Raw genomic sequence first — 22,400 nt, forward strand, 5'->3', positions numbered from 1 at the left:
GAGACAAAGAAATGCCGACACGCCGCCAGTTCATCCGGCAGGTTTCCGTGGCCAGCAGCCTGGGCCTGATCGCCAGCAGCGGTTTGCTGCCGTTGCGGGCCTTTGCCGCCCGCGACGACGACTGGTTCATGCCCGACGAGGGTGAACGCCAACGTCACGCCTTCATCGCCTTTGGTGCGCAGGAGGCGATCTGGGAAGACTTCACCGCCGATGTGCAGGCGGCCCTCGGCCGTATCGCTCGCGCCATCGCCCGTTACCAGCCGGTGACCGTACTGTGCCGTGAAGACGAGCGCGAACTGGCCGAGGAACTGTGCGGCAGCGACAACACCCGGTTCCTGGTCACCGAACTGGACGACATCTGGATGCGCGACATCGGTGCCAACTTCCTCACCACCGAGGAGGGTGGCCTGACCGCGCTGGACTTCAACTTCAACGGCTGGGGCAACAAACAACGCCATTCCAAGGACGCGCGGATCGCCGCGTTACTGGCCGGGCAAAGCGGGGCGCGGCATCTGCGCAGCGAGCTGGTGGGTGAGGGCGGCGGGATCGAAGTGGACGGCCACGGCACCGGGATCATGACCGAGAGCTGCTGGGTCAACGGCAACCGCAACCCCGGCTGGAGCCGGGACGACGTGGAAGCAGAATTGAAAGCCTGCCTGGGCCTGCGCAAGATCATCTGGCTGCCGGGTATTCGCGGCAAGGACATCACCGATGCCCATGTGGATTTCTACGCCCGCTTCGTCAGCCCCGGCGTGGTGATCGCCAACGTCGACACCGACCCGGAGTCCTATGACCACGAGGTGACCCGCGCGCATCTGGAGATCCTGCGCAACGCGACGGATGCGGAGGGCCGCAAGCTCACCGTACACACCGTGTCGCCACCGCTGAAACCGCGCAAGAGCCCGTTCAGCCGCAACAACCCGGATTTTGCTGCTGGGTACATCAACTACTTCGTCATCAACGGCGCGGTGATCGCGCCGCAGTTTGGTGATCGTGAGGCGGACAGGGCGGCGTTTGAATTGTTGTCGGGGCTGTACCCGGACCGGGACATCGTGCAGGTGGAGATCGACGCGATTGCTGCGGGTGGCGGGGGGATTCATTGTGTGACGCATCAGATGCCTTGGGTGTAGGTCGCGTCTTCAAGTTCGGGGACCGGTTGCGCGGCCCATCGCTGCATGGGTATCTACACATCTCGCAGGCAAGACGTGGAACCTGTAGGAGCGGCCGTTAGCCGCGATGGGCCGCAAAGCGGCCCTAAATCCATCCAGCACCCGGTCTCTGGCGGGTTGGGATCTCGCATTCAGGCATCCTGAAGGTCGAAAGAAATGCCGGATGTATCCAGCCACGTCGTGGGGGATGGTTTTGGGGCCGCTTTGCGGCCCATCGCGGCTAACGGCCGCTCCTACAGGTTTTGTGTCGCCCACCCTGCTCCAACAACCACTCCAACAACACCCCAACCCGCGCCGGCAACACCCGGCACGGCGGATGCAGCAGGTAATAACCCAACGCCCCCGGCTGCGCAAAACCACCAAAAGGCGTCACCAGCAATCCCTCATCCAGATAACGCTGCACCAGACGCTGGCGCCCCATGGCGATGCCGGCGTGATGGATCGCGGCATTGGCGCAGAGGTCGGCGCGGTCGAAGGTCATGCGTCGTTCCGGCAGGCAATCCGCCAGGTCGCGGGCCTCGGCCCAGCGGCGCCATTCCGCATCGAACGGCGCGTGCTCCCAGGCCAGCGCATCGTGCAGCAAGGTGCACTGGCGCAGGTTGTGCGGGGCGTCCTGCAACCCGTGCTCTTCGGCATAGCGCGGGCTGCACACCGGGGTGACGGCTTCGTCCATCAGGTGATGATTGACCAGCCCGGCCGTCTCGCCGCGGGCGTAGACCAGCGCGAGGTCGAGGTTCTGGGTGCGGAAGTCCACCGGGTCATTGCCGACCCGCACATCCAGGGCGATGCGCGGATAACGCCGGTGGAAATCCGCCAGCCGCGGCACCAGCCAGTCACTGGCGATGGACGGGCGGGCATACAGTGCCAGCGGGCCGCTGAGGTCCGCGTCGCGGCTGTGCAGGGCGGTGTCCAGGGCTTCAACGGCGTCATCGAGGATGGCGAAGATCCGCTCGCCCTCGGCGGTCAGGCGGATGCGCCGGGTCAGGCGCTCGAACAGGCGCAGTTCCAGCGCCTGTTCGAGCCGGGCGATGCGGTGGCTCACGGCGCTGGGGGTCAGGCACAGCTCCTCCGCCGCCAGGGCAAAACTCAGGTGCCGGGCGGCGACGAGGAAGGTGTGCAGGTTGGCGAACTGGCTGCTGCCCAGTCGCGTCGCCAGCCGCGGCGGCAGGTTGAGCATCAGTGCGCGCCCAGGTACTGGCGGCCGGTGGCGAGGTAGGCGGCCATTTCGGCCTCCGGCACCATGCTGCCGCCCGTGCCCCAGACCAGGTGAGTGGCGTTGGCCAGATGACGCGCGGTCAGACCGAGGCGCTCGCGGTAACCCTGTTGCTCGTGCAGCACCCGCAGGATGCCCGGCACGCCGGCCAAGGCCGAGGGTTCCAGGCGCCGGCCTTCGCTGGCGTCCAGTTGCGCCAGCAGGCGGTAGAGGTTTTCGTCGCTGACGGTGTAATAGCCGTCGATCAGGCGCTGCAGGGCCCGGCCGACGAAGCCCGACGGGCGACCCACCGCCAGGCCGTCGGCGGCAGTGACGTTGTCGATGCCGAAGTCGTACACCGACACCGCGTCATGCAGGCCGGTGTAGACCCCCAGCAGCATGCACGGCGAATGGGTCGGCTCGGCGAACAGGCAGTGCACGGCGTCGCCGAACACCTGCTTGAGGCCGAACGCCACGCCGCCAGGACCACCGCCAACCCCGCACGGCAGGTAGACGAACAACGGGTGCTCGGCATCGACGCGGATCCCGGCCTGTTGCAGTTGCCCGTGCAGGCGCAGGGCGGCCACGGCATAGCCAAGGAAAAGCTGATGGGAATTCTCGTCATCGACGAAATGGCAATACGGATCGCCCTCGGCCTGGCGGCGACCCTCGGCGACGGCGACGCTGTAGTCGGTGGGGTACTCCACCACGGTCACGCCGTGGGCGCGGAGTTTGTCCTTTTTCCATTGCCGGGCGTCGGCGGACATATGCACCGTGGCCTGGAAGCCCAGCCGTGCGCTGATAATGCCGATCGACAGTCCAAGGTTGCCGGTAGAACCCACGGCGATGCGGTACTGACCAAAGAACGCCCGGGCGGCGTCGCTGTCGAGCGTCGCGTAGTCGTCGCCCGGCTGCAGGAAACCGGCCTCCAGGGCCAGGCGCTCGGCGTGGGCCAGCACCTCGTAGATACCGCCGCGGGCCTTGATCGAGCCGGAGATCGGCAGTTCGTTATCGGCTTTCAGCCAGAGCTGGCCCTGGTCGGCGCCCAGCAATTTCTGCAGGGCGGGCAGCGGATGCAATGGTGATTCGATCAGGCCGCCGGCTTCGCGGGTCTGCGGGAAGGCGGACTGGATAAAGGCCGCGAAACGTTGCAGACGTGCGCTGGCGTCATCCATATCGGCGCGGGTCAGCGGCACATCGCCCAGCGCTTCGGCGCACGGGGCGATGGCGGGGTTGAACCAGGTGCTTTCCTTGAGGGCGACCAGGTCGGCGAGCAAGGGGTGAGCGTTGCACCAGTCTTGAGCGGTTTTTTCCAGGGGCATCGGATTCTCCGGTAGCGCTGGCAGGACCGCCGCGCAGGCTCAACATTTAGCGCCAGTGCACCGCCAGAGAACAAGGGATATCCCGGCAGCGGACAGGTGATTTCACATCATCTGTCCGCCGCAAAACACACTCAGGCCAGCTCTGCCTTCGGCACCGGTGCCGAGCGCGGTGCGCACAGCGGTTTCACCCGCGAGCCGCTGTACTGGCTGTGACGGAACAGCTTCCAGCGCCCGAACAGCCCGTACACATGTACCACGCGCCCTTGTTCGTGGTAACCCATGCGCAGGTGCAACTTGAGCGCCGGCACGTTGTGGGTCTCCACCACATCCACCACCCGGGTGCAGCCCTTGGCCAGCAGCGCGTTCCACAGGTTGACCTGGGCATCCACCGACAGCCGGCTGCCGAAGAAGGCGGGGATCATTTCGCCGCCGAATTCGAAGAAGTCCCCCGGCGCCACGGGGAAGGTGCAGCCGTAGTAATGCCGGTCGTGGTAGTCGCGGGTGCTGGCCCAGATAAACGCCACCGCATCGCCGGCTTCGTCCAGGTACATGTGCCCGGTGTGGCCCTCGCGGGCCAGTTCGCGCATGGTTTCCACCCGGTCGCCGAAATGACGGGCGAAGGCGCCGGCGTTGGCTTCGGTGATCTGGGCAAGGCGTACCGGCGGGTGCTCCTTGAGGTTGTGCGGGCCGACCGGGATGGTCAGGTCGCGTTCCATCCACAACAGCTCCCAGTGGAAAAACACATAGCGTTGCCAGAGGGTGACGAAGGTCCGGCGCAGGCCTTTTCGTTTGATTCGATCGTGGATTTCGCTGAGTGCACGCATGTTGCCTCCTGCCCGGATTCAGGGCTGTTCGGGTGTATCGATGCGGGCGAGGGCGGCGTGCTTGAATGTCAGCGTTGGCGGTGGCCCGGCAAGGGAACGCGGCGAAGATGAAACTTTTTTCATGGTATAGCGCAGCGTTTTGCCATCGTGTCAAAAAGCCAACGGGGTAGTTGTTTCAAATTATGTAATTTCTTAGTGATGGCTCTGTTGTGCGGCTTTCGGTCCTGCTACAGGTGGTCGGAAAGTGATGGCGGTTTTTTGACGAGAATCTGGCGCTTGTTTTTCTGTGTCGCTGGCTAAGCGCGGTGCAAGCGTTTGCGACGCGGGTTCGGCTCACGTAGACTGCGGCCTATTCACTTTTCCTTACAAAGCCCGCTTGGCACACCCGAACCACCGGTTCATGGGTGCTTTTGTCACGTCCGTGTTTTGCCCAGCTTTCAGGAGTTCCAGTCACCGCATGAATAGCCCCGTTGAACCCCGTAACGGCAGTTGGCTCAGCGTTTTCGCGCTGGCCCTGGGTGCCTTTATTTTCAATACCACCGAGTTTGTCCCGGTCGCGCTGCTCAGCGATATCGGCCGCAGTTTCGATATGCCCAGCGCCCAGGTCGGGCTGATGCTCACGGTGTATGCCTGGGTGGTGTCGCTGACGTCGCTGCCGATGATGCTGCTGACCCGCAATATCGAGCGCCGCCGGCTGCTGGGCTTTCTCTTTGTGTTGTTCATCCTCAGCCATGTGATGTCGGGGCTGGCCACCAGTTTCGGCATGCTGCTGGTCAGCCGGGTGGGGATTGCCCTGGCGCATGCGGTGTTCTGGTCGATCACCGCATCGCTGGCGGTGCGCGTGGCGCCGCCGGGCCAGCAGGCCAAGGCGCTGGGGTTGCTGGCTACGGGCACCACACTGGCGATGGTATTGGGGATTCCGCTGGGGCGGGTGGTCGGTGAGGCGCTGGGCTGGCGCACCACATTCTTCGGTATCGCCGGGGTGGCGGTGCTGACTCTGCTCTGGCTGCTGCGCTCGTTGCCGCTGCTGCCGAGCCAGAACTCCGGCTCGTTGCGCAGCCTGCCGGTGCTGCTCAAGCGTCCGGCGCTGTTGTCGGTGTATGCGCTGGTGGTGCTGGTGATCACCGCGCAGTTCACCGCCTACAGCTACATCGAGCCGTTCACCCAGCAAGTGGCGGGCATGAGCGGTGAAATGACCACCATTCTGCTGCTGGTGTTCGGCGGCGCCGGGGTGTTCGGCTCGATCCTGTTCAGCCATTTCAGCGAGCGATTCCCCCACAGCTTCCTGATCGCCTCGATCGCTGCGCTGGGTTTCTGCCTGCTGATGCTGCTGCCGCTGGCCGGCGTGCCGTGGCTGTTGTGCGCGATGAGCGCGCTGTGGGGCATGGGCATCATGTGTTTCAGCCTGGCGTTGCAGTCGAAAGTGCTGAAGTTGGCGTCGGATGCCACCGACGTGGCCATGGCAATGTTCTCCGGCCTGTTCAACGTCGGTATCGGCGGCGGCGCGCTGCTGGGCAGCATTGTCGCGACCCACGTCGCCCTCAGCGATATCGGCCTGGTCGGCGGCGCGCTGGCGGTGGCCGGGCTGCTGCTGTGCCTGTATGCCACCCGGCGTTATTTCGTGGTGGCGGGCGCGCCGGCTCAGCAGGGCCTGAGCGAGCGCTCGGCGAAGTAACGCTCCAGCACCGCAGTGGACGATGACGTCTCGGCCAGCGCCACGTAGCTGTCCGGGCGCAACAGGTACAGCGCGTTACGCGCCAGCCCGGCGGCTTCATGCGCCGGGCTCCAGGCGAATACCTGCAACGGGATCTGCCGCGCCGCGCACCAGCCCACCAGGTCCTTGCTGGCCAGCCCGTAAACCTGCACCTGCCAGCATGGCCGTCGCAGTTCGGCGAAATTGTCTCCCGTTTCACAGTTCACCCAGGGCATGCGGTCGCCGCCATGCACATGGCCGGCGCTGCCGAAACTCAGCGGCATCAGCCGGTAGTTCAGGCCGATCTGCGAGACGGTGCGGAACATGAAGTTGCGCACCGTGCCCATGGCGGTCAGCCGCGACAGCAGCGCCGGCGCGAAGCGGGTGCGCAACAGGCTGGCCAGGCGGTTGTCGGCGGTGATGAAGTTGAAGACCTGGTCGGTGGTCGCCACCAGCCGTTCGGCGAAAGCCTTGCGCTCGATCTCGTAGCTCGCCAGCAATTCCTCACTGGCTTTGCCATGCAGCACGCTGGCCAGTTTCCAGGCCAGGTTGATGGCGTCGCCAATGCCGGTGTTCATGCCCTGGCCGCCGGCCGGGCTGTGCACGTGGGCGGCATCGCCGAGCAGAAAGGCGTTGTGGCGGCGGAATTGCTGGGCGACGCGGTGATGGACGCGGTAGGTGGAGAACCAGTTGACCTGCTCGACCGTGACTTGCATGTGCTCGATGGCGCGGCGGCTGATGTCTTCGAAACGCAGGGCTTCAGGGTGTTCGGCGCGCTCGTCGCGCACCGTGCCGATCAACCGCGCGCGACCGTCGCCGGCCAGCGGGAACACTGCCAGAAAGTCCGCTTCGTCGAGGTCCACATGCAACTCGCCATTGATCGCCGGCCCTGATGCCTGCACGTCGGCGACATAAAACACCTGCTGGTAGGTGCCGCCGGGAAAGCCGATGCCCAGCGCTTTGCGCACTGCCGAGCGGGCGCCGTCGCAGCCGCCCAGATAACGCGCCTCACAGTCTTCTTCGCTGCCGTCGGCCAGGCGCAGGCGGGCCTGGACCCGCTGCTCATCCTGGCTGACCGCAAGCAATTCGGTCTGCCATTGCACCTCTACGCCGAAGCCCTGCAGACGCTCGATCAGCAGGCGTTCATGTTCGTCCTGGGGGAAGATTTCGAGGAAGGGGTAGGGCGTCTGGCCGGCGCCGATGTCCTGCAAGGACAGGCGGGTGGCCTGCCGGCCCTTGACCCAGAGATTGGCGGCCGGGGCCTGATGGCCGCGTTCGACCACCGTGTCGGCGAGGTCGAGCTGGCGGTACAGCTCCAGGGTCCGCGCCTGCACCGCCAGTGCGCGGGAGGTGGTGCCGGGGCCGTTGGCCTGATCGATGATGCGGATGCTCACGCCCAGCTTGCTCAACCACAAGGCCAATGCCAGCCCAGTAGGACCGGCACCGATGATCAGGACTTCAGTGCTGCTCATGCCACACCCTCCGCGCTGGGATCGTCAGCTCAGTGTAGAGGGGCGGTGGGAATGTGCCGTTGTGATGGCTGGGAAACGACGCGATCAGGCTTGCGTAGGTGCCTCGCCGTCGCCGCCGAAGCTGTCGAGCAGAAAGCGCTGCACGGTCGAGAGGATTTCCAGCGACAGCGCCTCGTCGGCCACGCCGCGGGCCAGCCCCAGGGCGCCAACCATCGCGCTGAAGGCGACGATCGCCTGCGCGCGCTTTTCGCTGTCCTGGGCGTCGCCCAGCAGGGCGGCGATGCCGCTGAAATTCGCCCTCAGCTTGCGCGTGTACAGCTCGCGGGCCTCGCCTTGCACCCGGCCGATATCGCTGACCAGTGCGCCGACCGCGCAACCCGTGCCGACGCCGTCGCGGTGTTCGGGGCTCAGGTACTCGTCGACCAGGCTGGTGAAGTCTGCCCGATGGCTGCGTTGCGGGTCTTCCGAGCGGCGGAACGCTGCGGTCAGCGCCTCGGCCACCAGTTGATCGCGGGATTCGAAGTGCTTGTAGAAGCCGCCGTGGGTGAGGCCGGCTTCCTTCATCAGGTTGGCGATGCTCAGGCCGTCGATCCCCAGCTCGCAGAAGCGTTCGGCCGCGATGCTGACGATGCGGTCATGGGTGGTCTGTTTGCTGGCTTGGGAATGGCCCATTGTCGCTGTCCTTCAAGCGTGATCCGGGGGCGGGATGATAACACCCGTCCCCGGCGCCCGGTTTACCTCACCAGGTCTCGCCGTATGGGCGCACTTCGGTGAGGAACGACCAGGCACTGCGCGGTTGCTGGATAAGGTGGCCGACTTCGGCGGCGATGTCCGCCGGCTGGATAAAGAAGCTGTCCGGCGCGGTGGGGTGCAGCTTGCGCGTCCAGGCCACGTCGATCACCGCATCGATGACCAGATAGGCGACGTGCACGCCCTTGGGGCCCAGCTCGCGGGCAATCGATTCGCTGAGAATGCGCTGCGCCGCCTTGGTCGGGGCGAAGCCGGCGAAGTGGCCTTTGCCGCGCAGCGCCGAGGTGTTGCCGGTGACGATGATCGCGCCCTGGCCTTTCTCGACCATGGCTGGCGAGAGCTTGCGGGCAAGGTGCAGCAGCGCGAGGACGTTGGTCTGGAAATTGACCTCGAGCGCCTGCGGATCGATCTCCATGAAGGTGCCGAAGGTTGCGCCCACGGCGTTGTGCACCAGCACATCGGCGTGGCCGAGGCGGGCTTCGATCTGCTCCAGGGTCCGCTCCAGTTGCGGGATGTCGGTCACGTCGAGGGGGAAGGCATGGGTGTCCGGCAGCTCACGTGCCAGGTCGTCGAGGCGCTGGGCGTCGCGGGCGATCATCGCCACCTGGTAACCGTCCGCCACCAGGCGGCGCACGATGGAAGCGCCGGTGCCTGGGCCGACGCCGGTGACGATTGCGGTTTTCTTCGAAGTCATGGTCAAGCTCCTGTTGCCTGTTGGAGGGCGGCGCGAACGAACTCTAGGCGGTCGTTACCGAAAAACATTTCGTCATCACAGAAGAACGTGGGCACCCCGAACACGCCGCGTTGCGCGGCGGCGTCATCGTTGGCGGCCAGTTGTTCGCGGATCGCGGCGCTGTCGGCGCGCTGCCAGATATCCGCGTCCACGCCCAGGGCGCGGAGGAAATCGGTGCGGCCGTGGGCGCTTGCCAGATCGTCGTTGCCGGCCCACACGGCCTTGAACAGCGCCGGGTGCAGCACATCGAACACCCCGGTTTCGGTCGCGGCGAGCGCGGCCCGAACCAGCAGCGCGCCGTCGAACTGGCCGTCACGCATGGCCTGGAACAGCGCGCCATTAGGCGCGAACGGCACCTGATACAGCGCCGCCCAGCGCCCGGCATCGACGCCCGAATAGCGGGCTTTCGGCGGGCAGGCGGGGGGAGGCTGGGTATTGACCTGTTTCATCACCGCGAGGATATCGGCGGGCAAGTAGCTGACCGGGTGATTCAGGCCCGGCAGGCGGGTGTTGGCGAGGTACGCGTAGGGACTGCGGTAATCGAAGACAGACTGGAGATTCATGGATCTCTTCCTGTGCAGGTGGGGGAGTGTTGCTGGGTGTGGATGTTAGTTGTCATCCTGATTGGATGTCAATCGACATCCTGATAGGTAAAAGCAAGGGCCTCATCGTTGCCGGGTCGGGAAGCCGACCTTGGCGATGAGGCCCTCAAGAGCACCGCACTGTCCTATGTCGTCAGAGATCTACCCAGGAAACAGGAACGGACTCACACCACTACGCCCAAACCCTTCACGCTCCACCTCGGCATCCAGCCCCAGCGAAGCCAGGTCGTCGGCGAGCACTTCCAGGTCTTTGTCATGTTCCGGGTAGAACACTTTCAGGTAGCTCTGGCATTCGCCGCAGCTCTCGGCCTTGACTGGCGCTTTCTCGGTGTCCAGCGACCAGTAATCCAGCGCGCCGGTCGCTTCGCAGTTGCTGCATTTGAGCCGGACCATATGCCAGCGGCTTTCGCACAAGCCGCAATGCAGGTAGCGCAGCCCGGAATGGGCGCCGGTGAGGATGCTGCTGGCCACCGGCGCGCTGGCGCACACCGGGCAGTGCTGGCGCTGTTCGCCATGGGCCTTGCCGCTGGCCGGCAAATGCGCGGCCATCTGGCTGAAGTACAGCGACAGCGCGCTCCAGAGGAACAACGCCTGGCCGCTGTCGACCTGCTCGTAGTCGCCGGTGAGCAACGCATCGGCGGCCGCTTCCAGGCTCAGCGCATTCTGTTGCAGCAGACCTTGCAGGGTCGGGTGCTCCAGGTGCTCGCCCAGTTGCCGCAGCACGGCCAGCCAGTAAGCACCCCGCGGGAAGGTGCTGCACTCCAGCGGCGGATGGTCCTGGCCAAGCCGCTCGGGCAGGGCGTCGATCAGCGCGGACGGCAGCGGCAACGTGTCCAGCACGCGCTGTTGCGCCTCCACCAGTCCGGCAACGAAGCCCAGGTAGTCGGCCATCGGGTGGCCTTCAGCCAAGTGGCGCAGGCGCGCGGCCCGTGCGGTGTAGCGTCCGGCATTGAGCGGCAGGAACACCGGCGGGATTTCGCCCACCGCGGCCTTGACCGGTTCCACCGGGGTCATCTGGATACTGCTCATGGGTTTTTCCCGCTTCCGCTCTGCTTGTTGCTGATTTGCCGATACCAGCGGTCATGGTGGGTTTTCGCCCAGCGATGGGAGACGTAGCCGGTGACCATGCCGCGGATCGAGCCCTTGACCCAGAACGCCAGGTACGCGTGGCCGATCACCAGCAGAATCAGACCGATGCCGGCCAAGGCGTGCACCAGCAGGCCGATGCGGATGGTCGGGATGGAGAATAGCGGCGCGAAATACGGCCGCCAGATCACCACGCCACTGAGCAGCAGCAGGCTGATCAGCCCCATGATTCCCCAGAACAGCACTTTCTGCCCGGCGTTGTATTTGCCGATCTGCAGCGCCGGCTCATGCTTGCCGGACAGCACCTGCGGCAGGTTCTTGAACCAGATGCGGTCTTCGGCCTCGGGCAGGTTGTAGCGCACGAAACGCACGAACAGGAACATCAGCAGCACGAACACCACCACGCCGAAGAACGGGTGGAGGATGCGCGCCATCTGCGGTGTGCCGAACACCGCGTTGAGGCCGTTGAGCGACGGGAAGAACCACGACAGCCCGGACAGCGCCACGGTGAAGAAGCAGATCACCATCAGCCAGTGGCTCGCGCGTTCGATGAAGCGCGTGCGCAGGATCAGTTTGTCCTTGTTCATGCGTGGGTCTCCTCGTCGTGTTTTTCTTCCTCGTCCACTTCATTGGGACCGACGCCGACATAGTGGAAGATGGTCCCGGCCAGGGTGGCGAAGAAGGCTGCCGCCGCCACCGGTTTGAGCCAGCCTTTCCAACCTTGTACTGCGCCGCTGATGCGCGGGTCGGTGGGCAGCTTGTGGTACAGGTGCGGTTTGTCGGCGTGTTGCAGCACGTACATGACGTGGGTGCCGCCGACGCCTTGCGGGTCATACAGGCCGGCCCCGGCGAAGCCGCGACCGTGCAGTTCCTCGACGCGCTCGGCGGCCAGGTGCTTCATGTCGTCCTTGCTGCCGAAGTTGATCGCACCGGTGGGGCAGGTCTTGACGCAGGCCGGTTCCTGGCCGACCGACACGCGGTCCACGCACAGGGTGCACTTGTAGGCCTTGTTGTCCTTCTTGTTGATCCGCGGCACGTCGAACGGGCAGCCGGCGATGCAGTAGCCGCAGCCGATGCAGTGCTCGGACTGGAAGTCGACGATGCCGTTGGCGTACTGGATGATCGCCCCCGGTTGCGGGCAGGCTTTCAGGCAGCCGGGGTCGGCGCAGTGCATGCAGCCGTCCTTGCGGATCAGCCATTCGAGCTTGCCGCTTTCGCTCTCGACTTCGTCGAAGCGCATCAGCGTCCAGGTTTCCGCCGTCAGGTCGGCGGGGTTGTCGTAGACGCCGACGTTGTGGCCAACCTCGTCACGCAGGTCGTTCCACTCGTTGCACGCCACCTGGCAGGCCTTGCAGCCGATGCAGATGCTCACGTCGATCAGCTTGGCCACTTCGGCCTGGTGACTGCGCGCCTGGGGCGGCGGCGTCAGCGCGCTGGTGGCGGAGCGTTTGATGATGTCCTGGGATTGGTATGACATGAGTGCTCCCTCAGACCTTTTCCACGTTCACGAGAAACGCCTTGTATTCCGGCGTATGGGTATTGGAGTCGCCGACGCCCGGAGTCAGGGTGTTGGCCAGGAAACCCTTGCGCGCCGCACCTTCGTAGCCCCAGTGGCAGGGGATGCCGATGGTGTCCACGGGCTGGCCGTCGATGGTCAGACGCTGGATGCGCTTGGTCACCACGGCCTTGGCCTTGATGTAGCCGCGCTGGGTGCTGACCTTGACCCGATCGCCCTGCTTGATGCCTTTTTCCGCCGCGAGTTTTTCGCCGATCTCGACGAACTGCTCGGGCTGGATGATTGCGTTCAGGCGAGAGTGCTTGGTCCAGTGCCGGAACAACTCGGTGATCGAGTAGGTGGTGGCGACGTACGGGAACTGCTCGCGTTTGCCCATCCGTGAGCGGTCGTGGTCGTAGATCCGCGCGGTCGGGCTGTAGGTCACGGCCGGGTGCAGCGGGTTGCTCGCCAGCGGGCTTTCGGTCGGCTCGTAGTGCTCGGGGAACGGCCCGTCGTTGAGCGCGCCCACCGAGAACAGCCGGCCCACGCCTTCGGGCAGCATGATGAATGGGCAGGTGCCAGTGCCGGGGGCAATGGTCGGGGCGAAGTCCGGGACATCGACGCCGCTCCAGCGCGTGCCGTCCCAGCCGATCAGCTTGCGCTTCGGATCCCACGGATTGCCGGCAGGGTCGGCCGAGGCACGGTTGTACAGCACGCGACGGTTTTGCGGCCAGGCCCAGGCCCAGCCCGGCGTGTTGCCCAGGCCCGAGTCGGTGTTGTCACGACGGGCCATCTGGTTGCCTTGCTCGGTCCAGCAGCCGGCGAAGATCCAGTTGAAGCACACGGTACTGCCGTCATCGCGCAGTTGGCCGAAGTCATTGAGCAACTGGCCCTTGCGCAGGATCAGCGCGCCCTTGTCGTCGAACAGGTCGACCAGTGCGCGGCCGTTGGATTCCTTGGCCACTTCTTCGGGCTTGGGGTCCAGCGGGTCGGCGTAATCCCACGCCATGTTGAGCAGCGGCGCAGGGTTGGCGCCGCCTTCCTTCTGGTACAGCTCGCGCAGCTTCATGAACAGGTGGCCGAGGATCTTGCCGTCGTGCCAGGCCTCGCCGGGTGGCGCGGCGCCCGCCCAGTGCCATTGCAGCCAGCGCGAGGAGTTGACGATCGAACCGTCTTCCTCGGCGAAGCAGGAGGAGGGCAGGCGGAACACCTCGGTCTGGATCGACGCGGTGTCGACGTTGTGCTCTTCGCCGTGGTTCTTCCAGAAGCTCGAGGTCTCGGTCGCCAGCGGGTCGATGATCACCAGGAACTTGAGCTTGGCCAGGGCTTCCTGGGCCTTGTTCTTGTCCGGGAACGCTGCCACCGGGTTGAAGCCCTGGGCGATGTAGCCGTTGACCTTGCCTTCGTACATGCGGTTGGTGAAGTTGATGACGTCGTAGCTGTCATCCCACTTCGGCAGCCAGTCGAAGCCCCAGTCGTTTTCCTTGGTGGCCTTGTCGCCCCAGAAGCTCTTCATCAGGCTGACGAAGAATTTCGGGGTGTTCTTGTAGTAGTTGACCTGGTCGGGCAGCACCGCGCTCGGCGTGGTCTGCTTTAGGTAGGTGGCGAGGTCGGTCTGGGCGTCGGAGGGCAGGTTCATGTAGCCCGGCAGGCGCAGCGACAGCAGGCCGAGGTCGGTGTAGCCCTGGATGTTGGAGTGACCGCGCAGGGCGTTGACGCCGCCGCCGGCCATGCCGATGTTGCCCAGCAGCAACTGGAGCATGCCCGAGCCGCGGATCATCTGTGCGCCGTTGGTGTGGTGGGTCCAGCCCAGCGCATAGAGGAAGGTGGCGGCCTTGTCCGGGGCGCTGGTCTCGCCGAGGATTTCGCAGATCTTCAGGAAATCTTCCTGCGCGGTGCCGCAGACATTGCTGACCATTTCCGGGGTGTAGCGGGCGACGTGGGCCTTGAGCAGGTTCCACACGCAGCGCGGGTGGCTCAGGCTCATGTCGCGCTTGGCGAAGCCGTTTTCGTCCAGCTCGTAGTTCCACGAGGCGCGGTCGTAGCTGCGCTTGGTGGCGTCATAGCCGCTGAACAGGCCCTCGTCGAAGTGGTAATCCTCACGCACGATCAGGCTGGCGTTGGTGTAGGCGCGTACGTATTCGTGCTGCACTTTGTCGTGGGTGATCAGGTAATTGACCATGCCCATCAGGAAGGTCACGTCGGAGCCGGCGCGCACCGGCGCGTAGATATCCGCCACCGCAGCGCTGCGGTTGAAGCGCGGATCGACCACGATGACCTTGGCGCCGTTGCGGATCTTCGCCTCGATCACCCACTTGAAGCCCACCGGGTGCGCCTCGGCGGGGTTGCCGCCCATGATCATCACGACGTTGGCGTTCTTGATGTCGACCCAACTGTTGGTCATCGCACCGCGGCCGAAGGTCGGCGCCAGCGCGGCGACGGTCGGCGCGTGGCAGACCCGGGCCTGGCTGTCGGTGCCGAGGATGCCCAGGGCGCGGGTGAAGCGTTGGTCCAGCGAGCCGGTTTCGCTGCTGGCCGCCGAAGAGCAGAGCATGCCGGTGCTGAGCCAGCGGTTGACAGTGGTGCCCTTGGCGTTCTTCTCGATGAAGTTGGCGTCGCGGTCGTCCTTCATCAGGCGCGCGATGCGCTCGATGGCGTAGTCCCAACTGACCCGCTGCCACTTGTCCGAGCCCGGCGCGCGGTACTCGGGGAACAGCAGGCGCTGGTCGCTGTGGATGTAGTCCACCAGCCCCGCGCCTTTCGGGCACAGCGAGCCGCGGCTGACCGGGTGATCCGGGTCGCCTTCGATGTGGAAGATGCGCGCCTTGGCGTTCTTCGCGCCGTCGCCGAGGCTGTACATCAGCAGGCCGCAGCCTACCGAGCAATACGTGCAGTTGTTGCGGGTTTCCTTGGCGCGCAGCAGTTTGTACTGCCGCGATTGGGTGGCTTGGGCCATGCCCGGCGCAAATCCCAGGGTGGCGCAGGTCGCGGTGGCCGCGCCGACGGTGCACAGTTTGAAGAACTGTCGTCTACCCAGTCCCATGATTATCTCCTTATTACGGACGACCTCACGAAACGGCCGTGCACAGGAGTGCCCGCCGGGAAAAGCGTCAGGATCGGTAAGTGGTCTTCAGGCAAAAGCATGCAGGGAATACGCCGCTGTCCCTTCTCGGGGGAGGACTATTTGTCGCATTCGCGGGGGAGTGTATTCCCGCGTTTTTTGTGTGACTAATCAACCTTGTTGATGGCGTGATCGATCCTGTCTATTGGCGCACAAAAAACAGGGTTTTCGGGGCTGGCCCGGCCAGTGCTACAGTCGCTCCCTTTTGCGTTCACAGAGGTGAAACATGCGCACTGTATTGGCGATCGTCGCCGCGACCCTGCTGGCGGGCTGCGCCTCGTCGGCCATGAACCAGGCCCGGGTTGGCCAACCGGACAGGATTTTCAATTCGACCAAAGACGTAGCCAAGGTCGCCGAGTGCACCCAGTTCTCCTGGCAGGACGAGGCTTCCTTCGGCGTTGACGCCAGCGGCTACCTGGAGCAGGCGAACGGCGTGGTGACGGTTTCCACCCGTGGCGGCGAGTACTTTGCCGACATCACCGCGGCCGGCGGCGGCAGCCTGATCAAGTTCTACGCGCAGAAAGACGACGCCCTGGCGCAACGCCGTATGGCAGCCCTGGCCACCTGCCTCTGAGAGCGGGCATATACTGAAGTGACGATACCGGCGCTCTGCCGGTATCGCCCGCCCTTGGCTAGGCTCTGTATGAAAAGCCTTGATACTCGGTGATGCTGCGTTGAAAACAGCCTCGGAATGCTCATTTACAACCCGTAAACTCCGCTTCCTCGGCTGTTTTCGCCTTGCCTGACCTTCGTCTCAAGGCTTTTCATACAGAGCCTTGACTGGCCGGGCGCGTTGATCAACCTCGCCATTTGTGGGGGCGCGAGCGGACAACCTGTTTGGAGGTGTCTCATGAGCCAGTATCAACGAATCTTCATGATCGCCGCGCCCAGCCTGCGGCATACCCCGGCCCTGGAACGCGCCGTGGCGATTGCCAAGGCTACCGACGCGGCGCTGCACATCGCGGTGTTTATCGAAGAAGGCGATCTGCTCGGGCGCATGGCCAGCGGTTCGGCGCTGCGCCAGTCGATGGAGCAAGAGGCCTGGACCTGGCTGCGCGACGAAGCCGGCCAACTGCGCCACGACGGCCTGGAAGTGACCTGCGAAGTGCAGGTGAGCCGCGAGGTGCTCAAAGACATCATCGAACATGTTGAAGAGATGCAGCCGGACCTGGTGGTCAAGGACGTGCATCACGAATCTGCCCTGCGCCGGGTTTTCCTCACCCCGCCTGACTGGCATTTGCTGCGCGACTGCCCGGTGCCGCTGCACCTGGTCAGCGAAGTACGTTGCCCGTTGCCACGGGTAATCATCGCCGCCGTCGACACCCTGCACCCGGACAGCCAGCACACCCGCATCAACGAACGGGTAATCCGCGCCGCCAACGCCATGGCTGTGCAGTGTGATGCCGAGCTGCACCTGCTGCATGCCTGGGACGTGGCCGAGACGCACATCGCCGACTTTGGGGCTGGCGCGGTGACCATGCCCGGCTTCAACAGCGAAGTGCGGCGCTCGGCGCAACTGGCGTTCGAGCACCTGGCCGACAGTCATGGCGTACCGGAAGCCAACCGGCATTTCGTCAGCGGCCCGGCGAGCCATGCGATTGGCGAATATGCCGGGCATCATCGGGCGGATGTGATCGTCATGGGCAGCAGCCAGCGGCGTGGCGCGAGCGGGTTGCTGGGCAGCACGACCGAGCATGTGTTGCAGCATTTGCCGTGCAATGTGCTGGCGGTGCGCGGGGAGGGCTGATCTGCTCTTGGTGATCTCTGCAACGTGTAGGTGTAGGTGTAGGTGTAGGAGCGAGCAAGCTCGCTCCTACAAGGGGTGGTGCTTTTACCACCTCACCCGCACCCCCAGATTGCCGATCAACCCATTCAAATCGTTGTCATCCACATCACTGCTGTAGTCCGCGCTGACGAACAGCGCCACCTTCGGCGTGACCCGCGCCACCAGTCCCAAGCCCAGTTCCACAGTGGCCGAGTTGCGTCCGCTGCTGATCTTGTCGACCTTGTCCAGCGTCACGGTGTCGGCGTTGGAGAAGTCGTACCAGACGTTGGTCCGCACATAGGGTTCGATCGGCATGCCGCGCACTTCATAGTGCCCGGACAATCGCGCACCGACCCGGCCGCTCCAGCTCGGCTGGCCGTCCAGCGCCTGCAAGGCATCAGCCTGCGCCGGGTTGCCGGCGAAGTACTGCTGGTTGATCAACTGCGCCTGTGGCTCGATTACCCAGTTCTTGCCCAGGCCGATGGGGAAGCCACCTTCCACCGAGAAGGTCAGCGCATGCCCGTCGCCATCGATGCGCTCGCCTGCAGCATTGCGCCCGCTGGCGTCGAAGCGGGTGCCCATGGCCACGGCGTCGACATGCCAGCCCTGGTCATGCTGCACACTCCAGTACATCCCCAGGCTTTCACCTTCCAGGCGGACATTGTTCTGCCGTTCGCCCACGCTCGGGCGCTTGCCGTCGAAGCCGCTTTGCAGGGTACTGTGCCCGACGAAAATCCCCGCCCGGTGGGTATTGCCGCCCGCAGTTTCGCGGATGAACAAGTCAGGGCTCATGCGCAGATCGCTGCCCGGTGCCTGCAAGCGGGCATCGTTTTGCGCTGGCTTGCTCGCGGTCGGAAAGAATTGCGCCCATTGGCTTTGCATCATCTCCGGTTGCGCCAGGTGGCTGCGTTCGGCCATGCGCTCGGAAAACGCGCTCAGGGTGTCGCGCCCAAGCCCCGGAAAACTCACCGGTTGCAGGGACAGAGTGGGGACGTCGAGTTTGAACAGCGGGTCCTGGTCTTCCAGGCCGATTGCTTGTGATTCCACCGGGGTTGCCATGAGCAGCGACGTGGAAACCGCAAAGAAAATCGACTCAAGGCCTGTGGCCGTCGACGGTTTTTTCATGGCGGATCTCCTCTGTGTAACAGCCAAGGGTCTGGCCTGATGTCACGGCCTGCAAACCAGCACAGAGGGGCGACCCAAACCAGCAAAACGATCCCCGGCCCGCGCGCGAACGCGCGAGCTAGAGGCTCGGATTGAGTTTTCACGGGTGAAGCTAAGTTTGAGTCAAGGAGACGGGAGGCACCGCGTCAAGATTGTGTGAAACCCGTGTGAAGAGATCGGTGATCCACCTAAGTGGCTGAATAACCGAGGACTTGGGCGCCGCATAGGCAGAGAGTGAATTTACAGTGGCCCGGCTATTTCGAATGGTTGCAGGTGGCGGCTCAATTGCGCGTCACGCCTGATAGTGGCGGCCGAGGAAGTCATCAAGCAGTGCGTTCACTTCGTCTGGTCGCTCGTTTTGAATCCAGTGACCGCAGCTCTCCAGCACATGGTGTTCCAACCGGGGAACCACTTGGTTCATTCGCTTGAGCGTGTGGCTTTCCAGCTTGCCGACCGGGTCGTGATCGCCAAGCAGGAAAAGTGTCGGCGGGACGATTGACTGGCCGGCCAGTGCTTCTGTGCGCTGCCAGGTGCGACTGAAGTTCCGATACCAGTTCAGCGGGCCGCGAAAACCTCGGGACAGTGTGTGCTGGTAGACGCTGAAGTCCTCCTTTGTGCACCAGGCAGGAAAGCCCTGCGGCTCTGGCATCCCGTCGAACAGGCGGGCATCGGCCGACTTGTCCTGCAGGAACATCTCCCCTGTACCGCCGAGCAATAGCTGAAGACTGCGGGTGATGTCTGCGTCCAGCTCCGATTCTGCAACACCGACTTCCTGGAAATAGACGATGTAGTTGAAGCGGTCTGCATTTGCCTCGCGCATGATCTCGATAGCGGAGCGCTTGGGGCGCCCTCCGAAGGGAACCGACATGGTGACGAGCGCCTTGATCCGTTGCGGCTCGAGCAGTGTCAGATACCAGGCGAGTCCCGCCCCCCAGTCGTGACTGATCACACCTGCCTCGGTGTGACCAAGAACATCCATTGCCGCCTGGATGTCACCGCACAAGGTAATCAGGTCATAGGCTTCAGGTTCGCTCGGGGCACTGCTCTGGCCGTAACCGCGCATCTCGGGCACAAGCACACGATAGCCACAGCGTGCCAACGGCTCGATCTGGTGTCGCCATGAGTACCAGCATTCTGGAAATCCATGCAGCAGCCAGAGCGGCCGGCCGTCAGCAGGGCCAGCACTGTAAATGCTCAGGGTGATGTCGTTGACAGCAAGCAGTTGGTGCTCGACAGCCACCTCTGTGTTTTGCCCGGAACTGGCTTTGATGATCACGTTGGTCTTGCCTGTTTGTGTCATGGGGGCCTCGGAGTGCACGGCCATTAGCGCTGGATGAGTAGATGATAGTGGCCACGAGAACCGAGGATACAACGTTCAAAAAGATCAACTCGGATCAAACCCGTACTCACCGTGAAGCAAGAAAGAACCGGGTAACGGCATGACCCGCCGCGCCGCCCGGTTCGTGGGCGGCGAGCTGGGTCATGGCGTCAGTCTTCGTCCCGCTGCAATTCCAGCAGCAACAGGCTGCGCCCGGTGACCTGGAATTCGCTGCCGAAGTCGAGCTTGTGACCCTTGCGCAGGGTCGGCCGATCGGTGTCGATCAGGCAGTTCCAGTATTCGCCCTGGGGTACTTCGGGCAGGGTGAAGGCGACGGTGTCGTGGTGGGCGTTGACGATCAGCAGCAAGGTGGCGTCGGCACCCGGCTTGGGTATCCCGCTGGCCTGCGCGCGGCCGTCCATCAACATGCCGAGGCAGCGGCCCTGGCTGTCTTCCCATTGCTCCACGGTCATCTCGTTGGCATCGGGCGCCAGCCAGGTGACGTCCTTGACGCCGATGGCCTCGTTGTAGTCGCCGACCAGGAACCGCGCCCGGCGCAGGATCGGGTAAGCCTGGCGCAGGCGGGTCAGGCGCTTGACGAACTTGAGCAGCGCGGCGCCGTCTTCGTCCAGGTCCCAGTTGATCCAGCCGATCTCGCTGTCCTGGCAGTACGCGTTGTTGTTGCCGTGCTGGGTGCGGCTGAATTCGTCGCCGGCAACGATCATCGGCGTGCCCTGGGCCAGCAGCAGGGTGGCGAAGAAGTTGCGCATCTGGCGCAGGCGCAGGGCCTTGATTTCAGGGTCGTCGGTGGGGCCTTCGGCGCCGTGGTTCCAGGACAGGTTGTTGTTGCTGCCGTCCTGGTTGTTTTCGTCGTTGTCTTCGTTGTGTTTGTCGTTGTACGAGACCAGATCGCGCAGGGTGAAACCGTCGTGGGCGGTGATGAAGTTGACCGAGGCGTAGGGCCGCCGGCCGCGGCGGTTGAACAGCTCGCCGGACGCGGTCATGCGCGCCGCGAAGTCCGCAAGCTGGCCTTCGTCGCCTTTCCAGAACGCCCGCACGGTGTCGCGGAAACGGTCGTTCCATTCCGCCCAGCCGGGGGCGAAGTTGCCCACCTGATAACCGCCGGGGCCGCAGTCCCAGGGCTCGGCGATCAACTTCACCTGACTCAGCAACGGGTCCTGGCGGCAGGCGACGAGGAAGCTGTGACGCTCGTCGAAGCCTTCGTGGTAGCGCCCGAGAATGGTCGCCAGGTCGAAACGGAAGCCATCCACGTGCATCTCGCCAGCCCAGTAGCGCAGCGAGTCGGTGACCAGTTGCAACACGCAGGGGTGGCTCAGGTCGAGGGTGTTGCCGGTGCCGGAATCGTTGATGTAGTAGCGCTTGTCGTCGGGCATCAGGCGGTAGTAGGAGGCGTTGTCGATACCGCGCATCGACAGGGTCGGGCCCAGCTCGTTGCCCTCGGCGGTGTGGTTGTAGACCACGTCGAGGATCACCTCCAGGCCAGCGTCGTGCAGGTGCGCGACCATTTCCTTGAATTCGGCGATCTTGCCCTTGGCCAGGTAACGTGGATGCGGCGCGAAGAAGGCAATGCTGTTGTAGCCCCAATAGTTGTTCAGGCCCTTTTGCAGCAGGTGCTGGTCGTTGACGAAGGCATGGATCGGCAGCAGCTCGATGGCGGTCACGCCCAGTTGCTTGATGTGGTCCAGCAGTTCGTCGTTCATCAACCCGGCGAAGGTGCCGCGGGCGGCATCCGGTACGCTCGGGTGACGCATGCTGATGCCGCGGGTGTGGGCTTCGTAGACGATGGTCTTTTCCCACGGGGTGCCGACGCGGCGGTCGCGGCCCCAGGTGTAGGCGGGGTCGATGACCTTGCACTTGGGCACGAAGGGCGCGCTGTCGCGCTCATCGAAACTGAGGTCGCCGTCGGGGTGGCCGATGGTGTAGCCAAACAGCGCTTCTGACCATTTCAGCCCACCCACCAGTTGCTTGGCGTAGGGGTCGATCAGCAGTTTGTTGGGATTGAAGCGGTGGCCGTTGCCCGGGTCATACGGGCCGTGCACGCGGTAGCCGTAGATCAGCCCGGGATGGGCGTCGGGCAGGTAGCCGTGGAAGATTTCGTCGGTGTATTCCGGCAGCTCGATCCGCTCGATCTCGGTTTCGCCGCTGGCATCGAACAGACAGAGCTCCACCTTGGTGGCATTGGCCGAGAACAGCGCGAAGTTGACCCCCAGTCCGTCCCAGGTAGCACCCAGGGGAAAGGGCAGGCCTTCGCGAATGCGCGAGGGTTCGGTGTGGGCGGTTTCGGGTTTATCGGTTCGGCTCATTGGGCACCTGAAGCGGGTTGACGGGAACGGCCAGCCGACGCGGTAGCAGGCGCTACCGCGGCGGGTGGTGAACGAAACGGGACCGGCGAAGGGTCAGAGCGGAGCGGGTTTCTTCGGTGTACGCGGCTTTTTCGCCGGCTCGCTCTTGGCCGTCGCGGTCTTGCTCGCGGTAGGCGCGGGCGCGGCTTTGGGCTTGGCGCTGACACTGGCCTTGGGCTTTTTCGCGGTGCTGGCCTTGGGCGCCAGCGCCTCGGCTTCGGCCAGCTTGCGCGCCATCTCCCAATGGCGCGATTCGTGGCCTTCGGGCTTACCCTCCGACTCCCAGATCTGATACGCGAATTCGCGAATACGTTTTTCCTCGACACTCATG

The 22,400-nt window shown here is 64.3% G+C and carries 19 protein-coding genes; 4 read left to right on the top strand and 15 right to left on the bottom strand.

From position 1 onward, the window contains the following. Nucleotides 1-11: 11 nt before the first annotated feature. Entirely contained in the window at nt 12-1,130 is a 1,119-nt protein-coding gene (locus HWV67_RS02740) for an agmatine deiminase family protein (RefSeq protein ID WP_175649810.1), read from the top strand. Nucleotides 1,131-1,389: 259 nt separating this feature from the next. Here the strand turns inward: HWV67_RS02740 and dsdC are convergent, their stop codons facing one another. From dsdC to HWV67_RS02755, 3 genes are all read right to left on the bottom strand, one after another. Then, nucleotides 1,390-2,346 carry a DNA-binding transcriptional regulator DsdC gene (gene dsdC, locus HWV67_RS02745; protein ID WP_175649811.1) on the bottom strand — a complete coding sequence of 319 codons (957 nt, stop codon included), beginning with the start codon at nt 2,344-2,346 and terminating at the stop codon, nt 1,390-1,392. Beyond that, complete coding sequence (dsdA, locus tag HWV67_RS02750) at nt 2,346-3,683, bottom strand: D-serine ammonia-lyase (protein WP_175649812.1); 1,338 nt, start codon at nt 3,681-3,683, stop codon at nt 2,346-2,348. Before dsdA ends, dsdC begins: the two co-directional genes overlap by 1 nt. A gap of 131 nt (nt 3,684-3,814) precedes the next feature. Beyond that, nucleotides 3,815-4,507 (bottom strand): N-acetyltransferase, encoded by a 693-nt coding sequence (locus HWV67_RS02755; protein WP_175649813.1) that lies wholly within the window; start codon nt 4,505-4,507, stop codon nt 3,815-3,817. A 457-nt stretch (nt 4,508-4,964) separates the two neighbouring features. Between HWV67_RS02755 and HWV67_RS02760 the strand changes: the two genes are divergently transcribed. Beyond that, nucleotides 4,965-6,182, top strand: coding sequence for a sugar transporter (locus HWV67_RS02760; protein ID WP_175649814.1), 1,218 nt, complete (start codon nt 4,965-4,967; stop codon nt 6,180-6,182). On the opposite strand, the gene HWV67_RS02765 is transcribed toward HWV67_RS02760, so the two are convergent. The 8 genes from HWV67_RS02765 to fdnG form a co-directional block, all read right to left on the bottom strand. Then, on the bottom strand, nt 6,149-7,672 hold the full coding sequence (locus HWV67_RS02765) for an FAD-dependent monooxygenase (protein ID WP_175649815.1): 1,524 nt from the start codon (nt 7,670-7,672) through the stop codon (nt 6,149-6,151). The two genes, HWV67_RS02760 and HWV67_RS02765, sit on opposite strands and share 34 nt — an antisense overlap. Nucleotides 7,673-7,756: 84 nt before the next feature. Further along, complete coding sequence (locus HWV67_RS02770; protein ID WP_175649816.1) at nt 7,757-8,344, bottom strand: TetR/AcrR family transcriptional regulator; 588 nt, start codon at nt 8,342-8,344, stop codon at nt 7,757-7,759. A 67-nt stretch (nt 8,345-8,411) separates the two neighbouring features. Continuing rightward, nucleotides 8,412-9,116, bottom strand: a complete 705-nt coding sequence (locus HWV67_RS02775; RefSeq protein ID WP_175649817.1) for an SDR family NAD(P)-dependent oxidoreductase — start codon at nt 9,114-9,116, stop codon at nt 8,412-8,414. Between the two features lie 2 nt (nt 9,117-9,118). Then, nucleotides 9,119-9,718, bottom strand: coding sequence for a 2-hydroxychromene-2-carboxylate isomerase (locus tag HWV67_RS02780; protein ID WP_175649818.1), 600 nt, complete (start codon nt 9,716-9,718; stop codon nt 9,119-9,121). 180 nt (nt 9,719-9,898) lie between these two features. After that, nucleotides 9,899-10,786 carry a formate dehydrogenase accessory protein FdhE gene (gene fdhE, locus HWV67_RS02785; RefSeq protein ID WP_175649819.1) on the bottom strand — a complete coding sequence of 296 codons (888 nt, stop codon included), beginning with the start codon at nt 10,784-10,786 and terminating at the stop codon, nt 9,899-9,901. Beyond that, nucleotides 10,783-11,430, bottom strand: a complete 648-nt coding sequence (locus HWV67_RS02790) for a formate dehydrogenase subunit gamma (RefSeq protein WP_095153746.1) — start codon at nt 11,428-11,430, stop codon at nt 10,783-10,785. Before HWV67_RS02790 ends, fdhE begins: the two co-directional genes overlap by 4 nt. Beyond that, nucleotides 11,427-12,320: a formate dehydrogenase subunit beta gene (gene fdxH, locus HWV67_RS02795; RefSeq protein WP_175649820.1), complete on the bottom strand. Its 894-nt coding sequence runs from the start codon at nt 12,318-12,320 to the stop codon at nt 11,427-11,429. The genes HWV67_RS02790 and fdxH overlap by 4 nt, the downstream gene beginning before the upstream one ends. Nucleotides 12,321-12,330: 10 nt before the next feature. Further along, on the bottom strand, nt 12,331-15,381 hold the full coding sequence (fdnG, locus tag HWV67_RS02800) for a formate dehydrogenase-N subunit alpha (protein WP_175649821.1): 3,051 nt from the start codon (nt 15,379-15,381) through the stop codon (nt 12,331-12,333). Nucleotides 15,382-15,685: 304 nt separating this feature from the next. Here fdnG and HWV67_RS02805 point away from each other — a divergent pair, with 304 nt between their 5' ends. Continuing rightward, nucleotides 15,686-16,033, top strand: a complete 348-nt coding sequence (locus HWV67_RS02805) for a hypothetical protein (RefSeq protein ID WP_175649822.1) — start codon at nt 15,686-15,688, stop codon at nt 16,031-16,033. A gap of 276 nt (nt 16,034-16,309) precedes the next feature. Next, nucleotides 16,310-17,206 (top strand): universal stress protein, encoded by an 897-nt coding sequence (locus HWV67_RS02810; RefSeq protein ID WP_175649823.1) that lies wholly within the window; start codon nt 16,310-16,312, stop codon nt 17,204-17,206. Nucleotides 17,207-17,290: 84 nt separating this feature from the next. On the opposite strand, the gene HWV67_RS02815 is transcribed toward HWV67_RS02810, so the two are convergent. The 4 genes from HWV67_RS02815 to HWV67_RS02830 form a co-directional block, all read right to left on the bottom strand. Continuing rightward, nucleotides 17,291-18,349, bottom strand: a complete 1,059-nt coding sequence (locus HWV67_RS02815) for an autotransporter outer membrane beta-barrel domain-containing protein (protein ID WP_175649824.1) — start codon at nt 18,347-18,349, stop codon at nt 17,291-17,293. Nucleotides 18,350-18,680: 331 nt separating this feature from the next. After that, complete coding sequence (locus tag HWV67_RS02820; RefSeq protein ID WP_175649825.1) at nt 18,681-19,688, bottom strand: alpha/beta fold hydrolase; 1,008 nt, start codon at nt 19,686-19,688, stop codon at nt 18,681-18,683. Between the two features lie 188 nt (nt 19,689-19,876). Continuing rightward, entirely contained in the window at nt 19,877-22,030 is a 2,154-nt protein-coding gene (gene glgX, locus HWV67_RS02825) for a glycogen debranching protein GlgX (protein ID WP_175649826.1), read from the bottom strand. A 93-nt stretch (nt 22,031-22,123) separates the two neighbouring features. Further along, nucleotides 22,124-22,399: a DUF2934 domain-containing protein gene (locus tag HWV67_RS02830; protein ID WP_175649827.1), complete on the bottom strand. Its 276-nt coding sequence runs from the start codon at nt 22,397-22,399 to the stop codon at nt 22,124-22,126. Nucleotide 22,400: the final 1 nt, after the last annotated feature.

Source organism: Pseudomonas sp. Marseille-P9899 (assembly GCF_903166565.1).
GTDB lineage: Bacteria > Pseudomonadota > Gammaproteobacteria > Pseudomonadales > Pseudomonadaceae > Aquipseudomonas > Aquipseudomonas huaxiensis.